The 20,927-nt window shown below is 70.8% G+C and carries 16 protein-coding genes; all 16 read right to left on the reverse strand.

Features of this window, described 5'->3' with window-relative positions; all coding sequences use genetic code 11:
* Window positions 1-40: 40 nt before the first annotated feature.
* Window positions 41-604 (reverse strand): hypothetical protein, encoded by a 564-nt coding sequence (locus H284_RS0105945; RefSeq protein ID WP_018189933.1) that lies wholly within the window; start codon window positions 602-604, stop codon window positions 41-43.
* Between the two features lie 52 nt (window positions 605-656).
* Window positions 657-2,534: a DUF4012 domain-containing protein gene (locus H284_RS0105950; RefSeq protein WP_020075509.1), complete on the reverse strand. Its 1,878-nt coding sequence runs from the start codon at window positions 2,532-2,534 to the stop codon at window positions 657-659.
* Window positions 2,535-2,601: 67 nt separating this feature from the next.
* Window positions 2,602-3,909 (reverse strand): UDP-glucose dehydrogenase family protein, encoded by a 1,308-nt coding sequence (locus tag H284_RS0105955; RefSeq protein WP_020075510.1) that lies wholly within the window; start codon window positions 3,907-3,909, stop codon window positions 2,602-2,604.
* Between the two features lie 46 nt (window positions 3,910-3,955).
* Complete coding sequence (locus tag H284_RS0105960; RefSeq protein WP_018189930.1) at window positions 3,956-4,630, reverse strand: thymidine kinase; 675 nt, start codon at window positions 4,628-4,630, stop codon at window positions 3,956-3,958.
* A gap of 44 nt (window positions 4,631-4,674) precedes the next feature.
* Window positions 4,675-5,379: a response regulator transcription factor gene (locus H284_RS0105965; RefSeq protein WP_231371087.1), complete on the reverse strand. Its 705-nt coding sequence runs from the start codon at window positions 5,377-5,379 to the stop codon at window positions 4,675-4,677.
* Window positions 5,376-6,620: a hypothetical protein gene (locus H284_RS0105970; RefSeq protein ID WP_020075511.1), complete on the reverse strand. Its 1,245-nt coding sequence runs from the start codon at window positions 6,618-6,620 to the stop codon at window positions 5,376-5,378. The genes H284_RS0105965 and H284_RS0105970 overlap by 4 nt, the downstream gene beginning before the upstream one ends.
* A complete protein-coding gene (locus H284_RS0105975; RefSeq protein WP_020075512.1) occupies window positions 6,617-7,891 on the reverse strand; it encodes a sensor histidine kinase in 1,275 nt (424 codons plus the stop codon). The genes H284_RS0105970 and H284_RS0105975 overlap by 4 nt, the downstream gene beginning before the upstream one ends.
* Before the next feature lie 125 nt (window positions 7,892-8,016).
* Complete coding sequence (locus tag H284_RS0105980; protein ID WP_020075513.1) at window positions 8,017-9,186, reverse strand: Rv2578c family radical SAM protein; 1,170 nt, start codon at window positions 9,184-9,186, stop codon at window positions 8,017-8,019.
* Between the two features lie 27 nt (window positions 9,187-9,213).
* Window positions 9,214-10,827, reverse strand: coding sequence for an ABC-F family ATP-binding cassette domain-containing protein (locus H284_RS0105985; protein ID WP_020075514.1), 1,614 nt, complete (start codon window positions 10,825-10,827; stop codon window positions 9,214-9,216).
* 229 nt (window positions 10,828-11,056) lie between these two features.
* Window positions 11,057-12,532: a malate:quinone oxidoreductase gene (locus tag H284_RS0105990; RefSeq protein ID WP_020075515.1), complete on the reverse strand. Its 1,476-nt coding sequence runs from the start codon at window positions 12,530-12,532 to the stop codon at window positions 11,057-11,059.
* Between the two features lie 121 nt (window positions 12,533-12,653).
* Window positions 12,654-13,739, reverse strand: a complete 1,086-nt coding sequence (locus H284_RS0105995; RefSeq protein WP_020075516.1) for an aspartate-semialdehyde dehydrogenase — start codon at window positions 13,737-13,739, stop codon at window positions 12,654-12,656.
* A gap of 70 nt (window positions 13,740-13,809) precedes the next feature.
* Window positions 13,810-15,096: an aspartate kinase gene (locus H284_RS0106000; RefSeq protein WP_018189922.1), complete on the reverse strand. Its 1,287-nt coding sequence runs from the start codon at window positions 15,094-15,096 to the stop codon at window positions 13,810-13,812.
* A 108-nt stretch (window positions 15,097-15,204) separates the two neighbouring features.
* A complete protein-coding gene (recR, locus tag H284_RS0106005) occupies window positions 15,205-15,801 on the reverse strand; it encodes a recombination mediator RecR (RefSeq protein ID WP_018189921.1) in 597 nt (198 codons plus the stop codon).
* A 3-nt stretch (window positions 15,802-15,804) separates the two neighbouring features.
* Entirely contained in the window at window positions 15,805-18,333 is a 2,529-nt protein-coding gene (locus tag H284_RS0106010; protein WP_020075517.1) for a DNA polymerase III subunit gamma and tau, read from the reverse strand.
* A 48-nt stretch (window positions 18,334-18,381) separates the two neighbouring features.
* Complete coding sequence (locus H284_RS0106015) at window positions 18,382-19,620, reverse strand: acyl-CoA thioesterase/BAAT N-terminal domain-containing protein (protein WP_231371088.1); 1,239 nt, start codon at window positions 19,618-19,620, stop codon at window positions 18,382-18,384.
* On the reverse strand, window positions 19,617-20,918 hold the full coding sequence (locus tag H284_RS0106020; protein ID WP_231371089.1) for an acyl-CoA thioesterase/bile acid-CoA:amino acid N-acyltransferase family protein: 1,302 nt from the start codon (window positions 20,916-20,918) through the stop codon (window positions 19,617-19,619). Before H284_RS0106020 ends, H284_RS0106015 begins: the two co-directional genes overlap by 4 nt.
* Window positions 20,919-20,927 lie beyond the last annotated feature (9 nt).

Consider the following 20,927-nt stretch of genomic DNA (forward strand, 5'->3'; position numbering starts at 1 on the left):
GTCGGCGCGAGGCCGACCGGGAATCACCGGGTAGGGATTGTCAGGACGCCTTGAGCTTGCGCACCCAGCCGACGATCGCCAGGGCGATCAGTCCGAGGATGACGAGCGAGCCGCCCATCCATGCCGCCCAGGTGGCGACGACGGAACCGGTGTGGGCCAGTCCGTCGCTACTGCCCGGGTCGAGGACGGTGCTCGCCTGGTCGGCCGGCAGGACGGTCAGGGAGGCGGGGCACTCGTGACCGCTGCTCTGTCCGTGTCCGACGACGCTGTAGGTGCCCGAGGCGCTCGCGGGGAGCGTCACGGTGAGGACGTCGCTGCCGTCCGCGTTCGCGTGCTTCACGAACGAAAGACTGCTGTCGGCGGTGCGGAGCGAGGCGAGCTTGAAGCCCGCGCCGTCCTGGCCGGTCACGGTCCAGTTGATCGCCTCACCGGGCGACCACGTGCCCGGGATGCAGATGAGGGTGGCCGTGCCGCCCGCCTCTGCGACGCTGACATCGAACTTGCACTGGGCGCCGTCGGTGTAGTTGACGGCGTTCGCCGCGGCCGGAGCCGCAAGCAGCAGCCCCGCGGTCACGGCGATAGCCGCCAGAATCTTCTTGAACATCGGCCGCCTTTCTGTTGGGGCCCGGCTCACGGTCGGGTTAATTGAGTAATACTCACTTTACGACGGACGAGCACTGTACGACAATGGGCGCGACGGCGTTGCGTGCCCCCACATCGGGGGTCGTACCGTCCCCCGGAAGCGTCGGCGTGGTCACGACGCTGAGGTCCGACGACGTCTGCTGGTCGTTCAGGAACTGCACGGTGACGGTCTTCGACTCCCCGGGAGCCAGTTCGACCGTGTACAGACTGACCGGCCGCGAGCGATCGACGCCCGCAACGGTGGTGTAGTTCTCCCCGCCGCTCAATGTCGCGGCCAGGAGTCCTCCCGTCGGCCCGTAGACGGCCACCCGCGTGCGGATGTTGCCGGGAGTCACGCCGTACGTGCCGCCGCCGGTCACGTAACGAGGCAGGGTCGTCCCGGCGTCTGCGGGGGCCCGGTTGGTCAATGTCACGGTGACGACCGTCGACGGTTTGCCGTCCGCGCGGCACACGGCGGATCCGGCAGCGACCGAGGTGCGGAGGTAGTAGTCCATCTTGGCGCCGGTCGCGTCGTTGAAGTACACGCCGATGCCCGCGGTCGACAGATCGGACGCGGGAAGGCCCCCGGCGAGCGTCGTGCCCGCGAGCACCTTCTGGTCCTCGGTGTGCGTGGTCCAGATCAGCACACGGCGCGACTCACCGGCGTCCGCCAGCGCGGTCAGCAGCTTCTTCGCATCCACGTTCCCGGACGACATCCGGTCGAACACGGCACTCGCGGCGGACGCGAAGAAGGCGTCCTGCTGCGCCGGATCCTCGTAGCGCTGATAGACGTCGCTCAAAAGCATCTTCACGGCATTGGCGGAGGTGAGCCGATCGCCGGTCGGCAGCGTCACCGGGCCCGTCGCCTTGAGGAGGCCGCTGAGGACGACCGGGTCGACGGCGATCACGCCGTCGACGGTGCCGCCGTAAGTCGTCGTCCACATCCGCGAGGCGGTCGCCGCCGCGAGCGGGAAGTCCGGAGTGAGATTGGCATCCTGGAGGTAGCGGCCGACGAGCGGTCCGTAGAGGCCCTCCGTATTGAGCGGCACGTCGGCGACCGGGGTCTTCCACGGACCGATGGAGGTGCCGGCCTCCTGGCGCTGCAGCGTGACAGCGCCGTTGTCGGCATGGACGAGGGCGACCGCGCCGATCAGACCGCCCGTCGCGCGGAGCTCGGCCGGGTTCTGCGCGGCCAGCAGGTAGTCGCGCGGACCGTCGGCGCCCAGCATCGAAGGAAGCAGGCGGACGGCGTTGCCCAGCGCATCCATCTCCGGAGCCGCCTTGTCGAGCACATCGTGCAGCCGATCGACTCCCGACGCGACCGGACTCACGAGAGCGCCGGTCTCGATGGTCGCGACGCTCGCGCGAGCGTCGGTGAAGGCCGACCGGGCCTTCGCGACCGCGGGCTGCGCCGCCGTGATGGGTGCGAGGTCGATCCGGCCATCCGTGATGGCCAGAGCGCGGAGGTCCACGCCGGTGCCGGCGGCGACCAGCGGCCGCACGACCCGCGAGGCCACATCGTCGGATGCGGCCGCAGCAGTGCGGACCGCCGCGAGGTTCGGCCCCAGCCACGGGATGGCTTCGACGGTGACCCAGACCGGATCCGAGGTGAGCGCCGCGGCCTCGTGAGTCTTCCGGCTGAGCGAGTCGGCGGCGCGACCCGCGGCGGCGAGGTCCCCCGTCGCGATCGCGGTCTTCACCTGCTCGGCTGCCGGGATGGCGTCAGTGAGCGCGCGCTGGGCCAGGAAGCCGCGGACGCCGATCCACACGATGGTGAAAAGCAGGATGGCGCCCAGCCCGACGAGGATGCCGACGAGGACGGGATGCCGCAGCCTGCGACGTCTTCGCGGCGCGACCGACGGCCCAACCGCGGGACGCGGCGGCGCGTCCGGCTCCGTGAGACCTGTCGCCATGCGACAAATCTAACAAATCCTCACTTTTTTGGCGGCCCCCAAATGGGGCGAGTTCTGGGGAGGCCGCTCAGCGACCCAAACCGCGATACGTCCACCCTGCTCCGCGCCATGCCGCCGGGTCGAGCGCATTGCGTCCATCGATCACCGTGCGATGCGCCACGAGCTCGCCGACCGCTGCCGGGTCCAGGCTCGTGAACTCCGGCCACTCCGTGATCAGGACAACGACGTCCGCATCCCGGACCGCGTCCTCCGCCGTCTCGGCGAAGCGCAGTTGGGGCGCACGACGTCGCGCGTTCTCGACGGCCTGAGGGTCGGTCGCGGTGACGATCGCCCCCGCGTCGGCGAGTCGCATCGCGATGTCCAGCGCCGGGGAGTCGCGGATGTCGTCCGAGTGCGGCTTGAACGCGAGTCCCAGCACACCGACGCGCACGCCGGCCAGTCCACCGGCCTCCTCGCGCACCAGTTCGACGACACGCGTCCGGCGGCGCAGGTTGATCTGATCGACCTCGTCGAGGAACCGGACAGCGTCGCCCTTGCCGAGCTCGCGGGCCCTGGCGCTGAATGCGCGGATGTCCTTCGGGAGGCAGCCGCCGCCGAACCCGACTCCCGCGTTGAGGAAGCGGCGTCCGATGCGCGCGTCGTGCCCGATCGCGTCCGCCAGCTTGGTCACATCCGCGCCGGTCACTTCGGCGATCTCGGCCATCGCATTGATGAACGAGATCTTCGTGGCGAGGAAGGCGTTCGCCGAGACCTTGACGAGCTCGGAGGTCGCGTAGTCGGTCACGATGACCGGTGTGCCCGCGGCGACCGCCGACGCGTAGACCTCGTCGAGCAGGCCTGCGGCGCGCTCCCCCGACTCGCCCTCGGGAACGCCGTACACGAGGCGGTCGGGGCTCACGGTGTCGCTCACCGCGAATCCCTCGCGGAGGAACTCGGGGTTCCAGGCGAGTGTGACCTCCGGCTGCGCCTGCGCGACCAGCTCCGCCAGACGCGCGGCGGTCCCGACCGGGACGGTGCTCTTGCCGACGATGAGATCGCCGGGCTTCACGTGCTCCAGGAGGGAAGCGAATGCGGCGTCGACGAAGCGCATGTCCGCCGCATCCCCGTCGGCCACCTGGGGCGTGCCGACGGCGACGAAGTGGACGTCGGCCTCGGACACGGCGGAGAAATCCGTGGTGAAGCGCAGCCGCCCGGACGGCGCGGCCGACTCGAGCACCTCCGGCAGCCCGGGTTCGAAGAACGGCGGACGACCGGCGGAGAGGAGGGCGATCTTGGCCTCGTCGACATCGATACCGACGACGTCGTGGCCCAGGTGGGCCATCGACGCGGCGTGGACCGCTCCGAGGTAGCCGCAGCCGATCACGGAGATTCTCATGGTGTGCAGTTCCTTCGGGTGAGGTCGCCTTCGGGCGTGGTGCGGATCAGGTGAAGTCGGGGTCGGGCTCGTCGACGTAGGCGGGAGCCGCCTCGACCGGCCAATGCCGCCGGCCGTTGTTGAGCACCCCTCGACTTTCCTGAAGGTAGCAGTTCCCGCAGAGGGACTCGTACGACACCGATGCACCGTCGATCGCGACCTGGTCGCCGTCGAAGACGAACACCCCGTCGATCTTGCGGGCGTTGAAGATCGCCTTGCGCCCGCAGCGGCAGATCGTCTTCAGCTCTTCCAGGCTGTGCGCGACCTCGAGCAGCCGGCGGCTCCCCGGGAACGCGACGGTCTGGAAGTCGGTGCGGATGCCGTACGCGAGCACCGGGACGTTGTCGAGCAGCGCGATGCGCAGGAGGTCGTCGACCTGCGCCTCGGTCAAGAACTGGGCCTCATCCACCAGGAGCGCGCTGACGTCGGTGTCGAAACGCTTGATGGTGCGTTCGCGGTGCCGCTGGAAGGCGCCGTACGCGTCTGTCTCGGGCGCGATGAGGAAGTCGACCTCCCGGGTGACGCCCAGGCGGGAGAGGATGCCCAGGTCGCCCTTCGTGTCGATCGACGGCTTCGTGAGCAGGACGCGGTGGCCGCGCTCCTCGTAGTTGTAGGCGGCCTGAAGCATGGCCGTGCTCTTGCCGCTGTTCATCGCTCCGTAGCGGAAATACAGTTTTGCCACGCACCGATCCTATGCGGCACGGATGACGGAAGCCCGATGGCGCGTCAGGTGAGGTATCCGTCCTCCGCAGCCCGGCGGATCAGGTCGGCGCGGGAGCTCGTCGGCCGTCCGGCCTTGCCGTACTTCTCGCGCACCCGCCGCAGGTAGGTCTTGGCCGTCTCGTACTGCACGTTCATGGCGCGCGCCACCTCGGACGTGGTCCGCCCGTCGGCGTAGAGGACGAGGGCCTGACGCTCGCCGTCGCTCAGCCGCGGCCGGGCGGACTCGGGGATGAGGGGCTTCGGGCGCCAGGCCGTCGGTGCGGCGGTCCGGCCGACACCGCGTCCGGACGCCGACAGCGCTGCGGCGACCAGCTCGGTCATCGGCTGCGACTTGGTGACGTAGGCGACGGCTCCGGCGGCGAGCGCCGCATCCCGGTCCTCCGGTGTGTCGACGGCGCTGAGGACGACGACCTTCGCGCCCGCAGCACGGCAGGTGCGGACCCGGGCGCCGATGGATACCGACTCCTTCAGTTGCAGGTCCATGATGACGAGGTCGGTCGGGAAGGCGTCGCTGTGCACCAGCTCCAGCCAGCTGCCGGCGCGGACGACGAGGTCGAACTCGGGGGCGTTCTTCTCGATCCACGACGCCAGGCTGTCGAGCAGGATCTCGTGGTCGTCCAGGATCGCCAGACGGATCGGTGGCTCCGTGGATCGTCCGGCGGCCGAGGTCGCCGGCGCTCCGGGGTCGTCCGGACGCATGGTTCTCATCGTCTTCTGCCTTCGCTGTCGGGGAATCCGCCGTGGGGGTAGGCGAATCGGATGGTGACGTCGCCACCGCGCAACCGCATCGTGGCGCGCATTGCGACGGAGTTGAGGGAGCTGACGAACGGAAGGAGCTCGCGACGCAGCTCTGCGCGGGGCTCTGCGATCTTCGCATGCAGTGCGAACGACGGCTTCTCGGGGTCGCTTGCTTCGAGGAGGACGGAGCGGGCGTCGAGGCCGGGGCGAGCGGCCACGGTGGCGATGAGGGCTCCGACGATGGCGCGCTGGTCGGCGGTCAGCACACGCTCGAGGAGGTGAGGGTCGTCGACCCGCGGGCCGGTCTCCTCGTCGACGGGCGCGATGGGCGCCTCCACCAGTCGAGGGGCGAGGGCGAGCTCGAGGGTGTCCTCCAGCCAGGTGCGCGAGATGGCGCGCACCGACATCCCTCGGAGGCGTTCGGCGATGGCGCGGGCGCGCAGGGTGTCCTCGTCGGTCACGGCGCCGCGATGGGCGACGGCCGTGAGGAATGGCACTGCCTCCGCGTTCAACGCGGTCATGCGCTCCTGAGCGATCATACGCTCGGCCGCCTGGCGGAGCTCGGACTCCAACCGGAACTGACCCTCCCGCGCGACCTCCCGCCAGCGCAACGTCTCCCCCGTCAACGTCCAGGCGTATCCGGCACCTCCGGCGGCCAGGGCGAGGATCGGCGTCGCCGCCACCGTGGCGTACACCAGGGGGTCGTTCGCGATGACGAGCGAGTGCTGGACCGCGGCCAATCCGCCGAGGACGATCGCGGCGACGAGCGCCGAGCCGGCGACCTCGCCGATCGGGCGATAGAGCGGCATCGCGACGAGCAGGAGGGCGACGGCGATCTGCCCCCAGTCGTCTTGGATGCGTTCGTTGCGGCCCCACACGGCCGAGTCGAACAGCGCTGCGGCGGTGACGGCGAACGCGACGACCGAGAAATGGGACCAGCGCCCGAACGGGGCGAACCCGGGATGGGTGCGGATGGCGGCGATCACGACGGCGAGGAGGAGGACGCCGATGGCGACGATCGCGAGGGAGGTGTTCCGCAGCTGGCCTGCGTGGATGATCGTGGAGTACACGGCGTACGCCAGCGCAACGGCCCCGAGCAGGGGCACGAGCGGCCACGCCGACTGGGCTCCGAGCGGGTCGAGCCGCTGGGGCGTCCGCTCGAGCGTCACCGATCGGGCCCCGATGATCGTGCGGGGGTTCAGTGCGGTCATCCGGCGCGCCCCTCGGAGACGGCTGCTTCCGGCCCGGTCGGAACGGTCAGGATGACGGTCGTACCCACGTCGGCGCTCGAGTAGATGTCGACCGTGCCGCCCACGCGGGCGATCCGGTCGCCGACGGACTGGCGGAGCCCCAGGCGATCGGCTGCGGGGGCCGACGCCGGGAAGCCGCTGCCGCCATCCACCACCATGACGGAGAGGGACCCGCCGCCCGCCGACAGGGCCACTTCGGCACTCGGGCTGCCGGAATGCCGGACGACGTTCACGAGGCATTGCCGGACCGCCAGCCCCAGGGCACGACGGGCCTCGTCACCGAGGGTGGTGTACGCCGTGCGGTCTCCCGAGATGTCGACCGTGAGCCCCTCGTCGCGAGCCGCCTCGATGGCGCGGTGGAGTTCGCTGTCGTACCAGGGATCCGCATCGGGAAGCCCGACCCCGGCGACCCGGGCAACCCCGGCCACCTCGGCCCCGCCGCCTTCCGCTGCCGGCACGCCAGCGGCGAGACCGCGAAGGTCGGCGTCGATACGGCGCGCGAGACGCTCGTCCAGAGGGCCGGGCTGAGCACCGGCGACGGCCACCAGCTCACTGAGAACCGTGTCGTGAAGGTCGGCGGTGGATGCGGCCAGCAGCTCTCGGCGGAGGTCGACCAGCCGGGCGTCGCGCACGGCGCGATGCAGGGCCGCTTGCGCGCGGGACCGGGTTCCGCGGGTCAGCCCGTCGAACGTCAGCACGCCGACCAGCAGCAGGTACGCCCCGAGCGAGATGGCGTCGGGGATGTAGGCGCGCTCGGTCGTCGCAGCACCGAAGATCACGGCCGCCTCCGCGAGGGCGAAGCCGAGAGTCGCCCAGAGGATCCCGGCGAGCGCCCCCGTACCCGTCCCGCCGACTAACGTCATCGCGACCACAGGCAGAGCCACCACGAAGAGGTTGGTGTCGCGGTACGCCGGCGTGCTGGTGAACAGGGCGACGACGTAGAAGTACGTGCACACGGTGCCGACGAGCAGGTACGCGATCGTGAGCCCCGCGGTGCGCCCGCGCGCCAGCGCCAGCAGGAGGGCGACCATCGGCACCAGCACGAGCAATGTCACCCAGGAGGTCACGTTGCCGTCGGCCAGACTGGCGCTGCCGACGTTCACGACGGCGGCGGCGAGGCAGATCAGGCCGGCCCAGCGGGCAGCCGTTGCGAGGGCGCGCGAGTTCGCAGGTCGTGCCAGATGGCTGGGCAGACCGAGCGACACGTCGTCGTCCCTTCCGGATCCGAGCACTCATCGGTCCCTCCCGGATTATGGCATCCGACGCGGACTCTGTGTACCCCGGTCGCTCGTACCCCGATCGCCCGGACATGGCTGGCGTAGATGTCTCTGTGGAGTTGGCTGCGAGAGGACCACCCTCAGAACAGGGTCGGCTGCACCCCCAAGCCCGTCAGGGAGGCGCTCACGATCGACGCCGCGTCCGGCGCCTCCCCCTGCGACGCAGCGGATCCCGCCGACCCCGCCGCGGACCCCGCCGCACGCACAGCGGACCCCACCAACTGGCGCTCCCCCTCGTCGTCGCGCAGCATCCCGAGCGCACTGGAGCGGACCCCGCCGGTCATCGGGTCTTCGCGGCCGCGCTCCAGACCGTGCGCTCGGATCAGGGGCTTGATGCGCCCGGCCAGCCACCGGCGGTACTCCTGCGGCGCGTAGGTGCCGCGCCCGTACATGCGGCGATACTGCGGCAACAGCTCGGGATGCTCCCGCCCGAGCCAGAGGTAGAACCACTCCTTGACGCCCGGCTTCAGATGCAGCGCCGAATAGAGCACGGAGGTGGCGCCTGCCTCCTTCGCCTGCCGCAGCGCCTCGTCGAGATGGGCCCGGGTGTCTGTCAGGTACGGGATGATCGGCATCAGGAACACGGAGCAGTCGAGGCCGTGCTCGCGCACCGCGGTGACCGTGGCGAGGCGGGCCTTGGTCGTCGGAGTGCCGGGCTCGATCGACTGCTGCAGCTCGTCGTCGTAGACCGCGATCGACATGGCGAGATCGACGGGCACCCGCTTGTTCGCCTCGACCAGTCGGTCGAGATCGCGCCGCAGCAGGGATCCCTTCGTGAGGATGCTGAACGGCGTGCCCGAGTCGGCGAGCGCGTCGATGATCCCGGGCATCAGTCCGTATCGCCCCTCCGCCCGCTGGTACGGATCGGTGTTGGTGCCGAGAGCCACCGGATGATGACCCCAGCTGGGCTTGGCGAGCTCTTTACGCAGCACCTCGGCCACGTTCACCTTGACGATGATCTCGTTGTCGAAGTCTTTGCCCGAGTCGAGGTCGAGGTAGGTGTGCGTCGGCCGGGCGAAGCAGTACACGCAGGCGTGCGAGCACCCGCGGTACGGATTGATCGTCCACCCGAACGGCATCGGCCCTCCACCACCCGGGATGCGGTTGAGCGCCGACTTCGCCAGCACCTCGTGGAACGTGATGCCGGCGAAGTCGGGAGTGCGCACCGAGCGCACCAGGTTGTTCAGCCGCGCAAGCCCGGGCAGGGCGGACGGCTCATCGACCGACAACTCCTGACCACTCCAGCGCATGTCTCTATTCGAACATATGTTCGAATCTTAAGCAAGATGCACCGTCTCTCCTCTCCAGCCCGAGCGGAGCCAGCGGTCGTGGCTCGCCACCACGACTGCGCCCGGATAGGCGCCCAGTGCGTCCTCCAGCTCCGACGCGAGCGTCAGCGAGAGGTGGTTGGTCGGCTCGTCGAGCAGGAACACGTGCGGCGGACGGGCGAGGATCAGAGCCAGCGCGAGTCGCCGCTGCTGACCGACGGACAGTGTGCCCACCGCCCGATCGGCGTCGCGCGGGGCGATGAGCCCGAGCGAGGTGAGCGGCACCGCTTCCGACCGCCGCTCCCCCACCGCCGACTCGTAGATCCGGCGCGGTGAGAGCGCAGGATCGGCGAACCGCACATCCTGCTCCAGCAATCCGACGCGGAGACCGCGCCGTCGCTGCACGGCACCGCTCGCCGGCTCGAGGCGGCCGGCGAGCACCGACAGCAGGGTCGACTTGCCCGCTCCGTTCGCCCCCGTCACCAGGATGCGGCTCGCGGGCGCGACGACGAACTCCTCGACCCGGAGACGGCCCGGGATGTGCACCCCGCGTGCCTGGACCAGCAGCTCCGAACCGTCGCCGAGCACCTGGAACCCCGACGGGATGCCCGCGAAGCCCAGACGCGCAGGCGGCTTCCGCACCTGGCCGGCGCGCAGCTCCTGCAGCCGCCCGTCCGCGTTGCGGATGCGCCGGCTGATCTGGCGATCGAGCGCGTTGCCCTTGACCGACTTCACGAACTTGTCGTTGTCGCGCACTTTCCCCGACCAGGCGATGGACCGGGCAGTAACGTCAACGGCATGCTCGAGCTCCTTGAGCTCGTGCTGCTCATCGGCGTACTGCTTCTCCCATCGCGCCCGTTCCGCCTCCTTCTCGGCCAGATACGCGCTGTACCCTCCGCCGAAGACCGTGGTGCCCGAGCGCGCGGGGTCGAGGTCGAGCAGGCTGGTGGCCACCGCATCGAGGAACGCGCGGTCGTGGCTGGCGAATACGACCGGCCCCGCCCATCCCCGCAGCTGTCGCTCCAGGAAGGCCGCCGCCTCGTCGTCCAGGTGGTTCGTCGGCTCGTCGAGCAGCAGGGCCTCCGGGCGGGCGAGGAGCAGCGCGGCGAGAGCGAACCGGCTGCGTTGACCGCCGGAGACCTCGCTCAGCCTCCGCGACAGCGGGATGTCACCGACCCCGAGTCCGTTGAGCAACTCGTCCCGGCGCGCCTCGACGCTCCAGATCTCGGCGCGTTCGGCCGCCGCGAGGGCGGCGTCGTAACGCGCATCGGAGACCGGGTCGCCGGAGCCGAGCGCAGAGGCCGCCTCCTCGAGTTCGCGCTCGATCGCACGGACATCGGCGAGCGCGTGCTCGATCAGCACCGCGAGCGTGTCGCCCGGCTCGAACCGCACCTCCTGCCAGAGGAAGCCGGTCCGCTCCGGCCGGGTCAGCGCGCCGGAGTCCGGCGTCTCGGCACCGGCCAGGACACGCAGCAGAGTGGACTTGCCCGCACCGTTCTCGCCGATGAGGCCGAGCCGGGCGCCGGGACCGACCGTGAGCGAGACGTCGGTGAGCACGCGACGCTCGCCGTAGGTGACAGAGACGCCGTCGGCGCGCAGCGGGGTGAGAGTGATCGTTGGCATGGGGAACCGCCTTTCCGGGCGCTCCACGAGGAGCGGTTTCCCGCCGGGCGATCTCCGTCGTGAGTGGCGCCGGAGCGCCCAGGTGCCTGACCGGGCAGCGCAGCGACCGAAGGGTCCTCACTCACATCGACGGCGCCTCAGGCGCGGGACGTCAGGAGGTTCTCACTTCATAGCGTGGACGACCATACCAGGCCATCCACGCGGCTGTCCAGAGGACGTGTCCAGAGGACTACTGCTGCAGCTGCAGGGTCTCCGCCGTGGTGTCGAGCACGCGCTTGGCCTCGTCCGGGCGATCGTTCAGCGTCGTTCCGACCGTCGGGATCAGTTCCTTCAGCGTCGGCAGCCAGTCGCCGAAGCGGTCGGGGAAGCAGTGCTTCAGCAGATCGACCATGATCGGGACGGCGGTGGATGCGCCCGGCGAGGCTCCGAGGAGACCGGCGATCGAGCCGTCCTCCGCCGCGACCACCTCGGTGCCGAACTGGAGGACGCCGCCCTTCTTGGCATCCTTCTTCATCACCTGCACGCGCTGGCCAGCGGTGATGAGCTCCCAGTCGTCCATCTTGGCGGTCGGCATGAACTCCTGCAGCGCCTTCAGCTTCTTCGCGCGGTTGGCGAGGAGCTCGCCGACGAGGTACTTGATGAGGTCGAAGTTGTCGCGGGCGACCGCCAGCATGGGCCCGATGTTGCCGGGGCGGACGGAGCCGGGCAGGTCGAACCAGGAGCCCGTCTTCAGGAACTTCGGGCTGAAACCGGCGTACGGGCCGAACAGCAGCGAGGCCTGGCCGTCGACGACACGGGTGTCGAGGTGCGGCACCGACATCGGCGGGGCGCCGACGGCGGCCTTGCCGTAGACCTTCGCCTGGTGCTGAGCGACCAGCTTCGGGTTGGTGGTCCGCAGGAACTGACCCGAGATCGGGAAGCCGCCGAAGCCCTTGATCTCCGGGATGCCGGACTTCTGGAGCAGGTGCAGCGCGCCGCCGCCCGCGCCGACGAAGACGAACCGTGCGGTCGCGACGTGCGGGGTGTTGCCGACCTCGTGCTTGACGGAGAGCCGCCAGAGGCCGTCCTTGGAGCGCTTGATGCTGCGGACGGTGTGATTGAGCGCGAGTTCCGCGCCGTTCTCGATCAGGTTGTCGATGAGCGCACGCGTCAGAGCGCCGAAGTCGACGTCGGTGCCGGACGTCTGACGGGTCGCGGCGATGCGCTGCTTCGCGTTGCGCTTCTTGGTGAGCAGCGGCGTCCACTCTCCGATGACGGCAGGGTCTTCGGAGTACTCCATGCCGGCGAACAGCGGCTGGTCCTTCAGCGCCTCGTAGCGCTTCCGGAGGTAGCGCACGTTGTCCCGGCCGCGCACGAAGGTCATGTGAGGCGTGGAGTTGATGAACGTGTGCGGCTCGGGCAGGTCACCCGCGGCCACGAGGCTCGCCCAGAACTGCCGGCTGAGCTGGAACTGCTCGTTGATGCTGATCGCCTTGGCGGGGTCGACGGTGCCGTCGGAGGCCTCGGGCATGTAGTTGAGCTCGCAGAGGGCGGCATGGCCCGTGCCGGCGTTGTTCCACGGGTTCGACGACTCCTGGGCCACTTCGCCCAGGCGCTCGTAGATGCGGATGCTCCAGTCGGGCTGGACACGCTGGATCATGGCCCCGAGCGTCGCACTCATGATGCCGCCGCCGATCAGGACGACGTCGATGGGAGAATTGCTCACCCGTCAATCCTATGATGCGGCGGCCATCCGACCGCCCGCAGGCGCGGACACGGCCGACGGCGAGGAAGTTGTCTCGATATCGAGACATCTCCGCTCGCCGCGACCGAACGGCCCGAGTGGATCAGGCGGTGACGGGATTGGTCAGGCGCTCGGCGACCAGCTCGGCGATCTGCACCGCGTTGAGTGCCGCACCCTTCCGCAGGTTGTCGTTGCTGATGAACAGCGCGATGCCGCGGCCCTCCGGTGCACCCTCGTCCGCGCGGATGCGGCCGACGAAGCTGGGGTCGCTTCCGGCGGCCTGCAGCGGGGTGGGGACGTCGGTCAGCTGCACACCAGGGGCGTCGGCCAGCAGTGCGGCGACGCGCTCGGGGCTGATCGGCTTCTCGAACTCGGCGTTGATGGAGAGCGAGTGACCGGTGAACACGGGGACGCGGACGCAGGTGCCGCTCACGAGGAGACCCGGCAGGTCGAGGATCTTGCGCGACTCGTTGCGCAGCTTCTTCTCCTCGTCGGTCTCGTTGAACCCGTCGTCGACGATGGAGCCGGCCAGCGGGATGACGTCGAAAGCGATCGGACGGACGTACTTGACCGGCGCGGGCAGGGTCACCGCCGAGCCGTCGTGCACCAGGTCGAGCAGGTGCTCGTCCGCGATCGCGGCGCGCGCCTGCTCGGCGAGCTCCTCGGCGCCGGCGAGGCCGGAGCCCGAGACCGCCTGGTAGGTGCTGACCACGAGGCGCGACAGGCCCGCCTCGTCGTGCAGCGGCTTCAGGACGGGCATGGCCGCCATGGTCGTGCAGTTCGGGTTCGCGATGATGCCCTTGCGCGCATCGGCGATGGCGTCGGGGTTGACCTCCGACACCACGAGCGGGACGTCCGGGTCCATGCGCCAGCCGCTCGAGTTGTCGATCACGATGGCGCCGGCCTCGGCGAACCGGGGGGCGTGAGCCTTCGACCCGGTGGCACCCGCCGAGAACAGCGCGATGTCGATGCCGGAGACGTCGGCGGTCGCCACATCCTCGACCGTGATCTCCTGGCCCTTGAACGGCAGGGTCGTTCCGGCCGAGCGGGAGGAGGCGAAGAAGCGGATGCTCTTCACCGGGAACACGCGCTCCTCCAGCAGGCGGCGCATCACGCCGCCCACCTGGCCGGTCGCGCCGACGACGGCCAGACGGACGCCGTTGCTGTCGAAATCGGTGAACTCGGTCATGTCAGCCCCTTGGGTCGTTTCGTGTGGTCAACCGCGCCGGTCGCGCGGCCATTCCCGTTCGGCGAGCGAACTACCGGCCGGTGCCGGCGTAGACGACGGCCTTCTCGTCCCCGTCGAGCCCGAAGGCCGTGTGGACGACACGGGCGGCCTCGGCGACCGTGTCGGCGCGGGTGACGACCGAGATGCGGATCTCGCTGGTGGAGATCATCTCGATGTTGATGCCCGCGTCGTAGAGCGCTTCGAAGAGCTTCGCCGAGACGCCGGAGTTGGTGCGCATCCCGGCGCCGACCAGGGCCAGCTTGCCGATCTGGTCGTCGTACTGCAGCGACTGGTAGCCGACCTCGTCGCGCTCGGCGGTGAGGGCGGTCAGCACGCGCTGCCCCTCCGACTTGGGGAGGGTGAAGGAGATGTCGGTGAGGCTCGTCGCCGCGGCGGACACGTTCTGGACGATCATGTCGACGTTCGCGTTCGCCTTCGCGACGATCTTGAAGATCTGCGCGGCTTTGCCGGGCACGTCGGGCACGCCGACGACGGTGATCTTGGCCTCGCTCAGGTCGGTGGCCACGCCGGAGATGATGGGCTCTTCCACGGTTCCATCCTTCTTGGCGGCCTCGGCGGCCGCTGCTTCGTTGAGGACATACGTGCCCTCCTTGTTGGAGAACGACGAGCGCACGTGCAGCGTCACGTTGTGACGCCGTGCGTACTCGACGGCGCGGATGTGCAGCACCTTCGCGCCGGCAGCCGCGAGCTCCAGCATCTCCTCGCTGGTGATGCGGTCGATCTTGCGGGCGAGCGGCACCTGCCGCGGATCAGAGGTGAAGACGCCGTCGACGTCGGTGTAGATCTCGCAGACCTCCGCGCCGAGGGCGGCGGCGAGGGCGACGGCCGTCGTGTCGGACCCACCGCGACCGAGCGTGGTGATGTCGCGCGACTCGCGGCTGAACCCCTGGAATCCGGCGACGATCGCGATGGCGCCCTCGGTCAGCGCATCCTGGATGCGGCCGGGCGTGACGTCGACGATGCGCGCGGAGCCGTGCTGCGCGTCGGTGATCATGCCGGCCTGGCTGCCCGTGAACGAGCGCGCGTCGTATCCCATGCTCTTGATCGCCATCGCGAGCAGCGCCATGGAGATGCGCTCGCCCGCGGTGAGCAGCATGTCGAGCTCGCGAGGCGCGGGGATCGGCGTGACCTCGTGCGCAAGGTCGATGAGTTCGTCCGTCGTGTCGCCCATCGCGGAGACGGCGACGACGACCTCGTTGCCGGCCTTGCGCGTCTCGACGATGCGCTTCGCGACGCGCTTGATGCTCTCAGCTGTCGCGACGGACGAACCGCCGAACTTCTGGACGATGAGGGCCACAGACTCTCCTGAACTCACGGGCTTCCCATCCTACCGATCGGGATATGACCGTTCCTTCATGTGACGACACCTGTTGACAAGGGTTCGTCGAATATGCGGTGCGCGAGGTCAGGAGACCTGGCGGCGGCCCTCGAACGCGCGACCGAGCGTGACCTCGTCGGCGTACTCGAGGTCGCCGCCGACCGGCAGGCCGGAGGCGAGCCGCGTCACGCGGATCTCGAGCGTGGTGAGCAGGCGGCTGAGGTAGGTGGCGGTGGCCTCGCCCTCGAGGTTCGGATCGGTGGCGATGATCACCTCCTGGACCGTGCCGTCGGCGAGTCGCTGCATCAGCTGGCGGATGCGCAGGTCGTCGGGCCCGACGCCGTCGATGGGGCTGATCGCCCCGCCGAGCACGTGGTACAGCCCGCGGAACTCGCGGGTGCGCTCGATCGCGACGACGTCCTTCGCCTCCTCCACCACGCAGATGAGGTTCGGTGTGCGCCTCGGGTCACGACAGATGGAGCAGGTGACCTCCTCCGACACGTTTCCGCAGATCTCGCAGAAGCGCACCTTGTCGCGCACCTCGAGCAGCACCTCCGCGAGGCGGGTGACGTCGAACGTCTCCGTTTGAAGGATGTGGAACGCGATGCGCTGAGCGGACTTCGGGCCGATGCCCGGCAGCCGCCCGAGCTCGTCGATCAGCTCCTGGACGATGCCTTCGTACACCGGCTACCTCATCCCCGGGGTCGGAGGTGCAGGCTGCTCCTCGATGAAGGTGGCTCCGAGGATCTCGCGCACCACAGCTTCGCCGTACCGCTGCGGCTGCTGGAAGGTCGGAGTTCGGGAGCCTGCGGCCGGGGCTGAGGACGGGCGCGCGGCGCGTGAGGCATCGCCGGACGATGCGCTCTCGGCACTGCGCGCAGGCTGCGCCGACGGGGCGGCGGATGGAGTGGCGGCGGCCGTCCCGGACGGAGCGGCGGCCCAGTCGCCCACGGGCTCCTCCGGAACGGGCGGCTCGAACGGCGGCTCGATCTCGGGCGGAGGGACGTCGTCGTACGGCGGCTCCTCCGGCGCTGGGGCGCCCTGCGGGGCGGCGGCAGGCGCTGGTGCCTGAGGTGCTGCCGCCGGCGCGGCCGGACGCTCCATGGTCGCCACCGCGGACGTCACCGTTGCGGCCGCCTCGGCCGTCTCGCGCGACGAGGGGATGGTGACGGTCGCCCACTCGGTGACCACGGCCGCCGGGGCGGCGGCGTCCGAGGACGCGGTGCGAGTCGACGACGCGTCGGTTGCTGTCGACCGCGGGGAGGCGGTGTCGCGCTGAACCGGAGTGCTCGGAGCGGATGCCGTGCGGGCGGCCGGCGTCGCCTCACGAGCGTCGCCGGGCTCGGCGCCTGGCCAGGTCTCGGCCGCGGGCGCGGTGGGCGCACCCGCGGAGGGGCGGGGCGACCCGCCCGACCCGGGAGCCGAGTCGGCCTTCGCGATGAACTTCACGCGGATGCCGAGGACGTCGACGATCGCCTGACGGAGGTACTCGCTGACGCCCGGAGCGCCGCCTGCGTCGGGCTGCCGGAAGCTCTGGACGTCGTTGTCGCTCGGGAACGACAGCGACAGGACGTCGCCGTTCAGCGAGCGCACCTGCGCGGTGAACACGACCATCCAGGCGCTGCGCTTCGCCCGCTGCACGGCGTCGAGGATCTGCGGCCAGGCGTCCTTGACCTGCTGCGTGGTGACGGGGCCGACGGCGGCCGCCGCGGGAGCCGGAGACGCAGCGGGCGCGGAGGGCTGTTCCGTGGGAGCCGGCGCGACGGCGGGCTTCTCCGCCGGCGGCGTGACCGTCGCGGCTTCTGCGGCGGGCTCTGCTTCGGCACCCGCATCTGCCGGGGCAGCATCGGGAGCCGGAGCGGCAGCCGCAGTGGATGCGGCGACGGGAGCAGGAGCGGGCTCCGGCGCGGGAGCAGCGGGGGCAGCAGCTGCGGCACGAACCGGCTCGCGCGGCGGAGCCGAGCTCGCCGCGGCCGGCGCACCGCGCTCGGCGGCCGCACGCTCCGTCCGACCGGACTCGGCACGACCGGGCTCTGAGCCGATGGCGTCGCTCACGCCGACGCGGCGCTCGAGCCGCTCTACGCGGGCGAGCGCACCGCGCTCGCTCTCGTCGCTCGACGGCACCAGCACGCGGGCGATCATGAGCTCGAGGTGAAGCCGCGGCGATGTCGCGCCGGTCATCTCGGTGAGCGCGGCGTTCACGATGTCGGCGGCACGGCTGAGCTCGGCCGCGCCGAACTTCATGGCCTGCACGCCCATCCGATCGAGCTCGTCCTGCGGGACTCCGCGCAGCACGGCCGCAGCCCCCTCGACACTCGTCGCGGCGACCACGATCAGGTCGCGCAGCCGCTCCAGCAGGTCTTCGACGAACCGCCGGGGGTCCTGCCCCGTCTGGATGACGCGGTCGACCGCGGCGAAGGCGCCCGCCGCATCCCGAGCCGAGATCGCGTCGATGACGTCGTCGAGCAGCGCGGCGTGCGTGTAACCGAGGAGGGCGACCGCCCGCTCGTAGTCGATGGCGCTTCCCTCGGACCCGGCCATCAGCTGGTCGAGCAGGGACAGAGTGTCGCGCGGCGAACCGCCGCCGGCGCGAACCACCAGCGGGAGGACGCCCGGTGCGACCGTCATGCCCTCGCTGTCGCACAGGCTCTGCACGTACTCCAGCATCTGCGCGGGAGGGACGAGCCGGAACGGGTAGTGGTGGGTGCGGGAGCGGATGGTCCCGATGACCTTCTCGGGCTCCGTCGTCGCGAAGATGAACTTCACGTGCTCCGGCGGCTCCTCCACGATCTTCAGCAGGGCGTTGAAGCCCTGCGGGGTGACCATGTGCGCCTCGTCGAGGATGAAGATCTTGTAGCGGTCGCGGGCGGGAGCGAAAATGGCTCGCTCGCGGATGTCGCGCGCGTCGTCGACGCCGTTGTGGCTGGCCGCGTCGATCTCGACCACGTCGAGGGAGCCGCCGCCGTCGCGGCTCAGCTCGATGCAGCTGGCGCACTTCCCGCACGGGGTGTCGGTGGGCCCCTCTGCACAGTTCAGGCAGCGGGCCAGGATGCGGGCCGAGGTGGTCTTGCCGCAGCCGCGGGGACCCGAGAACAGATAGGCGTGATTCACCCGGTTGGTGCGCAGCGCCGTCATCAGCGGCTCCGTCACCTGAGACTGGCCGATCATCTCGGCGAAGGTGTCGGGCCGGTAGCGGCGATACAGGGCGGTTACCACTCACACATGCTACTCACCGCCGCCGACATTCGGCTGGGTCGCCGACGATCACGGCCCCCGGACGTTGAGGGCACGGCCGATCGCCGACCACAGGGCTACCCGGGCGTCCTCCGTGGGCTGCGCCTGCGGCGCGGGAGGCAGGTCGAGCGGTGTGTAGGGCGGAAGGTAGAAGGTGTGCGTCGCCTTCGGCGCCCGGACGTACGCGTCTCCCCCGCGCGCCGGCCGCACCTCGGCTGCGACGTCGAGCCACCGGCAGCCGTTCCCGAGCTGCTCGTCCTCCCCCGCGCATCCCAGCACCACCGGACCGGGGATGCGGTCCAGGTCGAGCACGGCGGCCCGCGTCACCACGTGGGTGCCGCTGAGGCAGGGCACCCACGAGCCTCCGACGGTGATCGCCGGGCCGGGAACGGGCGACGGGCAGACCAGACCGGTCGTGCCGGCGGGCGCGATGGCGCCGTAGACCAGCTCGGGATGCGCGACCGCGGTCCACAGGGCGAGCTGCGCGCCGCGCGAGGTCCCGAAGACGAAGACGCGCCGCGCATCCACCCCCGGCTGTGCGCGCAGCCAGTTCAGCGCCGCGACGACGCGCTCGGCGGGGAGCACGCGGACCGGCCCGAGCTGGCCCGCCGACCCGTAGGTCGACAGGGCGAGCGCCGGATACCCCATCGCGGAGAGGGTGGCCGCCGAGAGCACGCCGGTCTGCACATCCGGCTCGGTCCCGTCGAAGACGAGCACCGCCGGGCGCGGCGCCGCGGCGGCCGACGCGGGCTGGAAGTAGTCCCCCGTGATGCCGTCGTCGAACACCGCCCGTGACGGCGCCACCGAGGTCAGCCCGACCCGGTGCAGGCGGCGTGCGGCGACCCGGCGACCGTCGATGACGGCCTCCAGGTCGACGGTCATGGTCGAGCCGCCCCACACCTGCGGGGAGTTCGCCTCGCGGCCCGAGTCGCTCTGCAGCGTCCAGAACAGGCCCATCCCGTCCGCTCCGCCGAACGGGGCCTCGGCGGGCACGTCGTGGTCCAGGTCGACCACGCCGGACGACGGGACGCTGTAGACGGCCTGCGAGCTCCACCGCTCACCCACTGCCGCGCCGGACCGCGCCGTCGCGCGCACCGTCACCCGTCCACCCGGCGGCAGCGAGACGACCCGGACGTGGATGGGCTTCCACACCCCGCTCGGCTCCTCACTGACCTCGACGCGGGGTCCGCCCGCGCCCGGATTGGCGACGCAGGCGGCGAGGGATGCCACCAGCAGCGCGAGGACCACGCCCGCCACCATCCGCCTCATGGCCGCATCGCCCCCGCCAGCTTCGCGATGACGACCTGCCAGAACTGCGCCCGCGCCCCTTCGGTCGCCTGCGCGGTCGCCGGAGCCAGGTCGCTCAGCCCGATCGGCAGCAGCGGCGGTGTGGTGATGTCGTGGCCGGCGCCGTCCAGGTAGAGGAAGGCGTCGCCCGGTTCGTCGCCGCGCACCTGCTCCCCCGCCCGCGTCCAGTCGCACGCTGTCGGGAGCAGCCGGTCGTCGGTGCCGCAGGCGAGCACGAGCGGCCCGCTGATGCGCTGGAGCGGCAGGATGTCCGTGCCCGCGATCGTGCGCTCCGGGTTGGCGCACGGCAGCGCCCTCCCGTGCTGGATGAGCAGCGGGCTGCCCGCGGACGACGTGCACTGCAACGCCGTCGCGCCGCTGGCGGCGAACGCTCCGTGGACGCGATCCGGGTCGTTCGCGGCGAACCAGAGGGCCAGCGACGAGGCACGACCGGTGCCGTAGACGAAGATGCGTCCCTCATCCACGACGGGAAGAGAGGAGAACCAGGTCAGCACGGCGTCGAACGTCTCGACCGAGAGCGCGGCGGATCCGGGGATGCGCCCGGCCGGGACGAACGCCGGCAGCACGACGACGGGGAAGCCGGCCGACGCGATCCGCCGCGAGACGAACGCGCCGGACGCTCCGCCGTCGTCGCCGTCGATGACGATCACGCCGGGACGCAGGTCGACCGGCGTCGGCACCGAGTCGACCAGCGTCCCGACGGTGGCCGTCGGCGCGAGCCCGGACGCCTCGGGGTCGCCGGTGTCGATGAGATCGCTGCCCAGCACATCCCGGCTGATGGTCCCCGCCGAGAGCGGCGTGCGGTGGAGCTCGCCGGAGGCCACCTGGTGTCCCGCCTGCTCGGCCGAGAACCGGATGTCGAGCGGGCTGTACACCCACTGCGCCTCCAGCTGCTGCTGGCTGAGCGACGGTCCCGTCAGGCTCCACAACAGACCGGAACTGTCCGGTCGCGGGTAGGGCGCTGCCGTCGGCTCCTGCGACCACAGCCGGATGCTGCCGGTGGGCGGAACGGCGTAAACCGCCCGCGACGACCACGAGCCGGCGTTGGAGTGCGCGCGTGCGGTGAGCACGACGGGCTCGCCCGGCTCCAGGCCGACGACCTGGATGCCGACGGGCTCGGTGATCCCGTCACCGAACCGGCTGAACACGAACCGCGCGCCCCCTCCCGAACCCGTCGCGCAGGCCGAGAGGAGGAGTGCCGCCACCGCTCCGACCACCGCGACCCGCAGCAGCCGTCGCAGCGCCCACCGCCCGGTCACGCCCACCGC

The organism is Cryocola sp. 340MFSha3.1 (assembly GCF_000383315.1).
Taxonomy (GTDB): Bacteria; Actinomycetota; Actinomycetes; order Actinomycetales; family Microbacteriaceae; genus Leifsonia.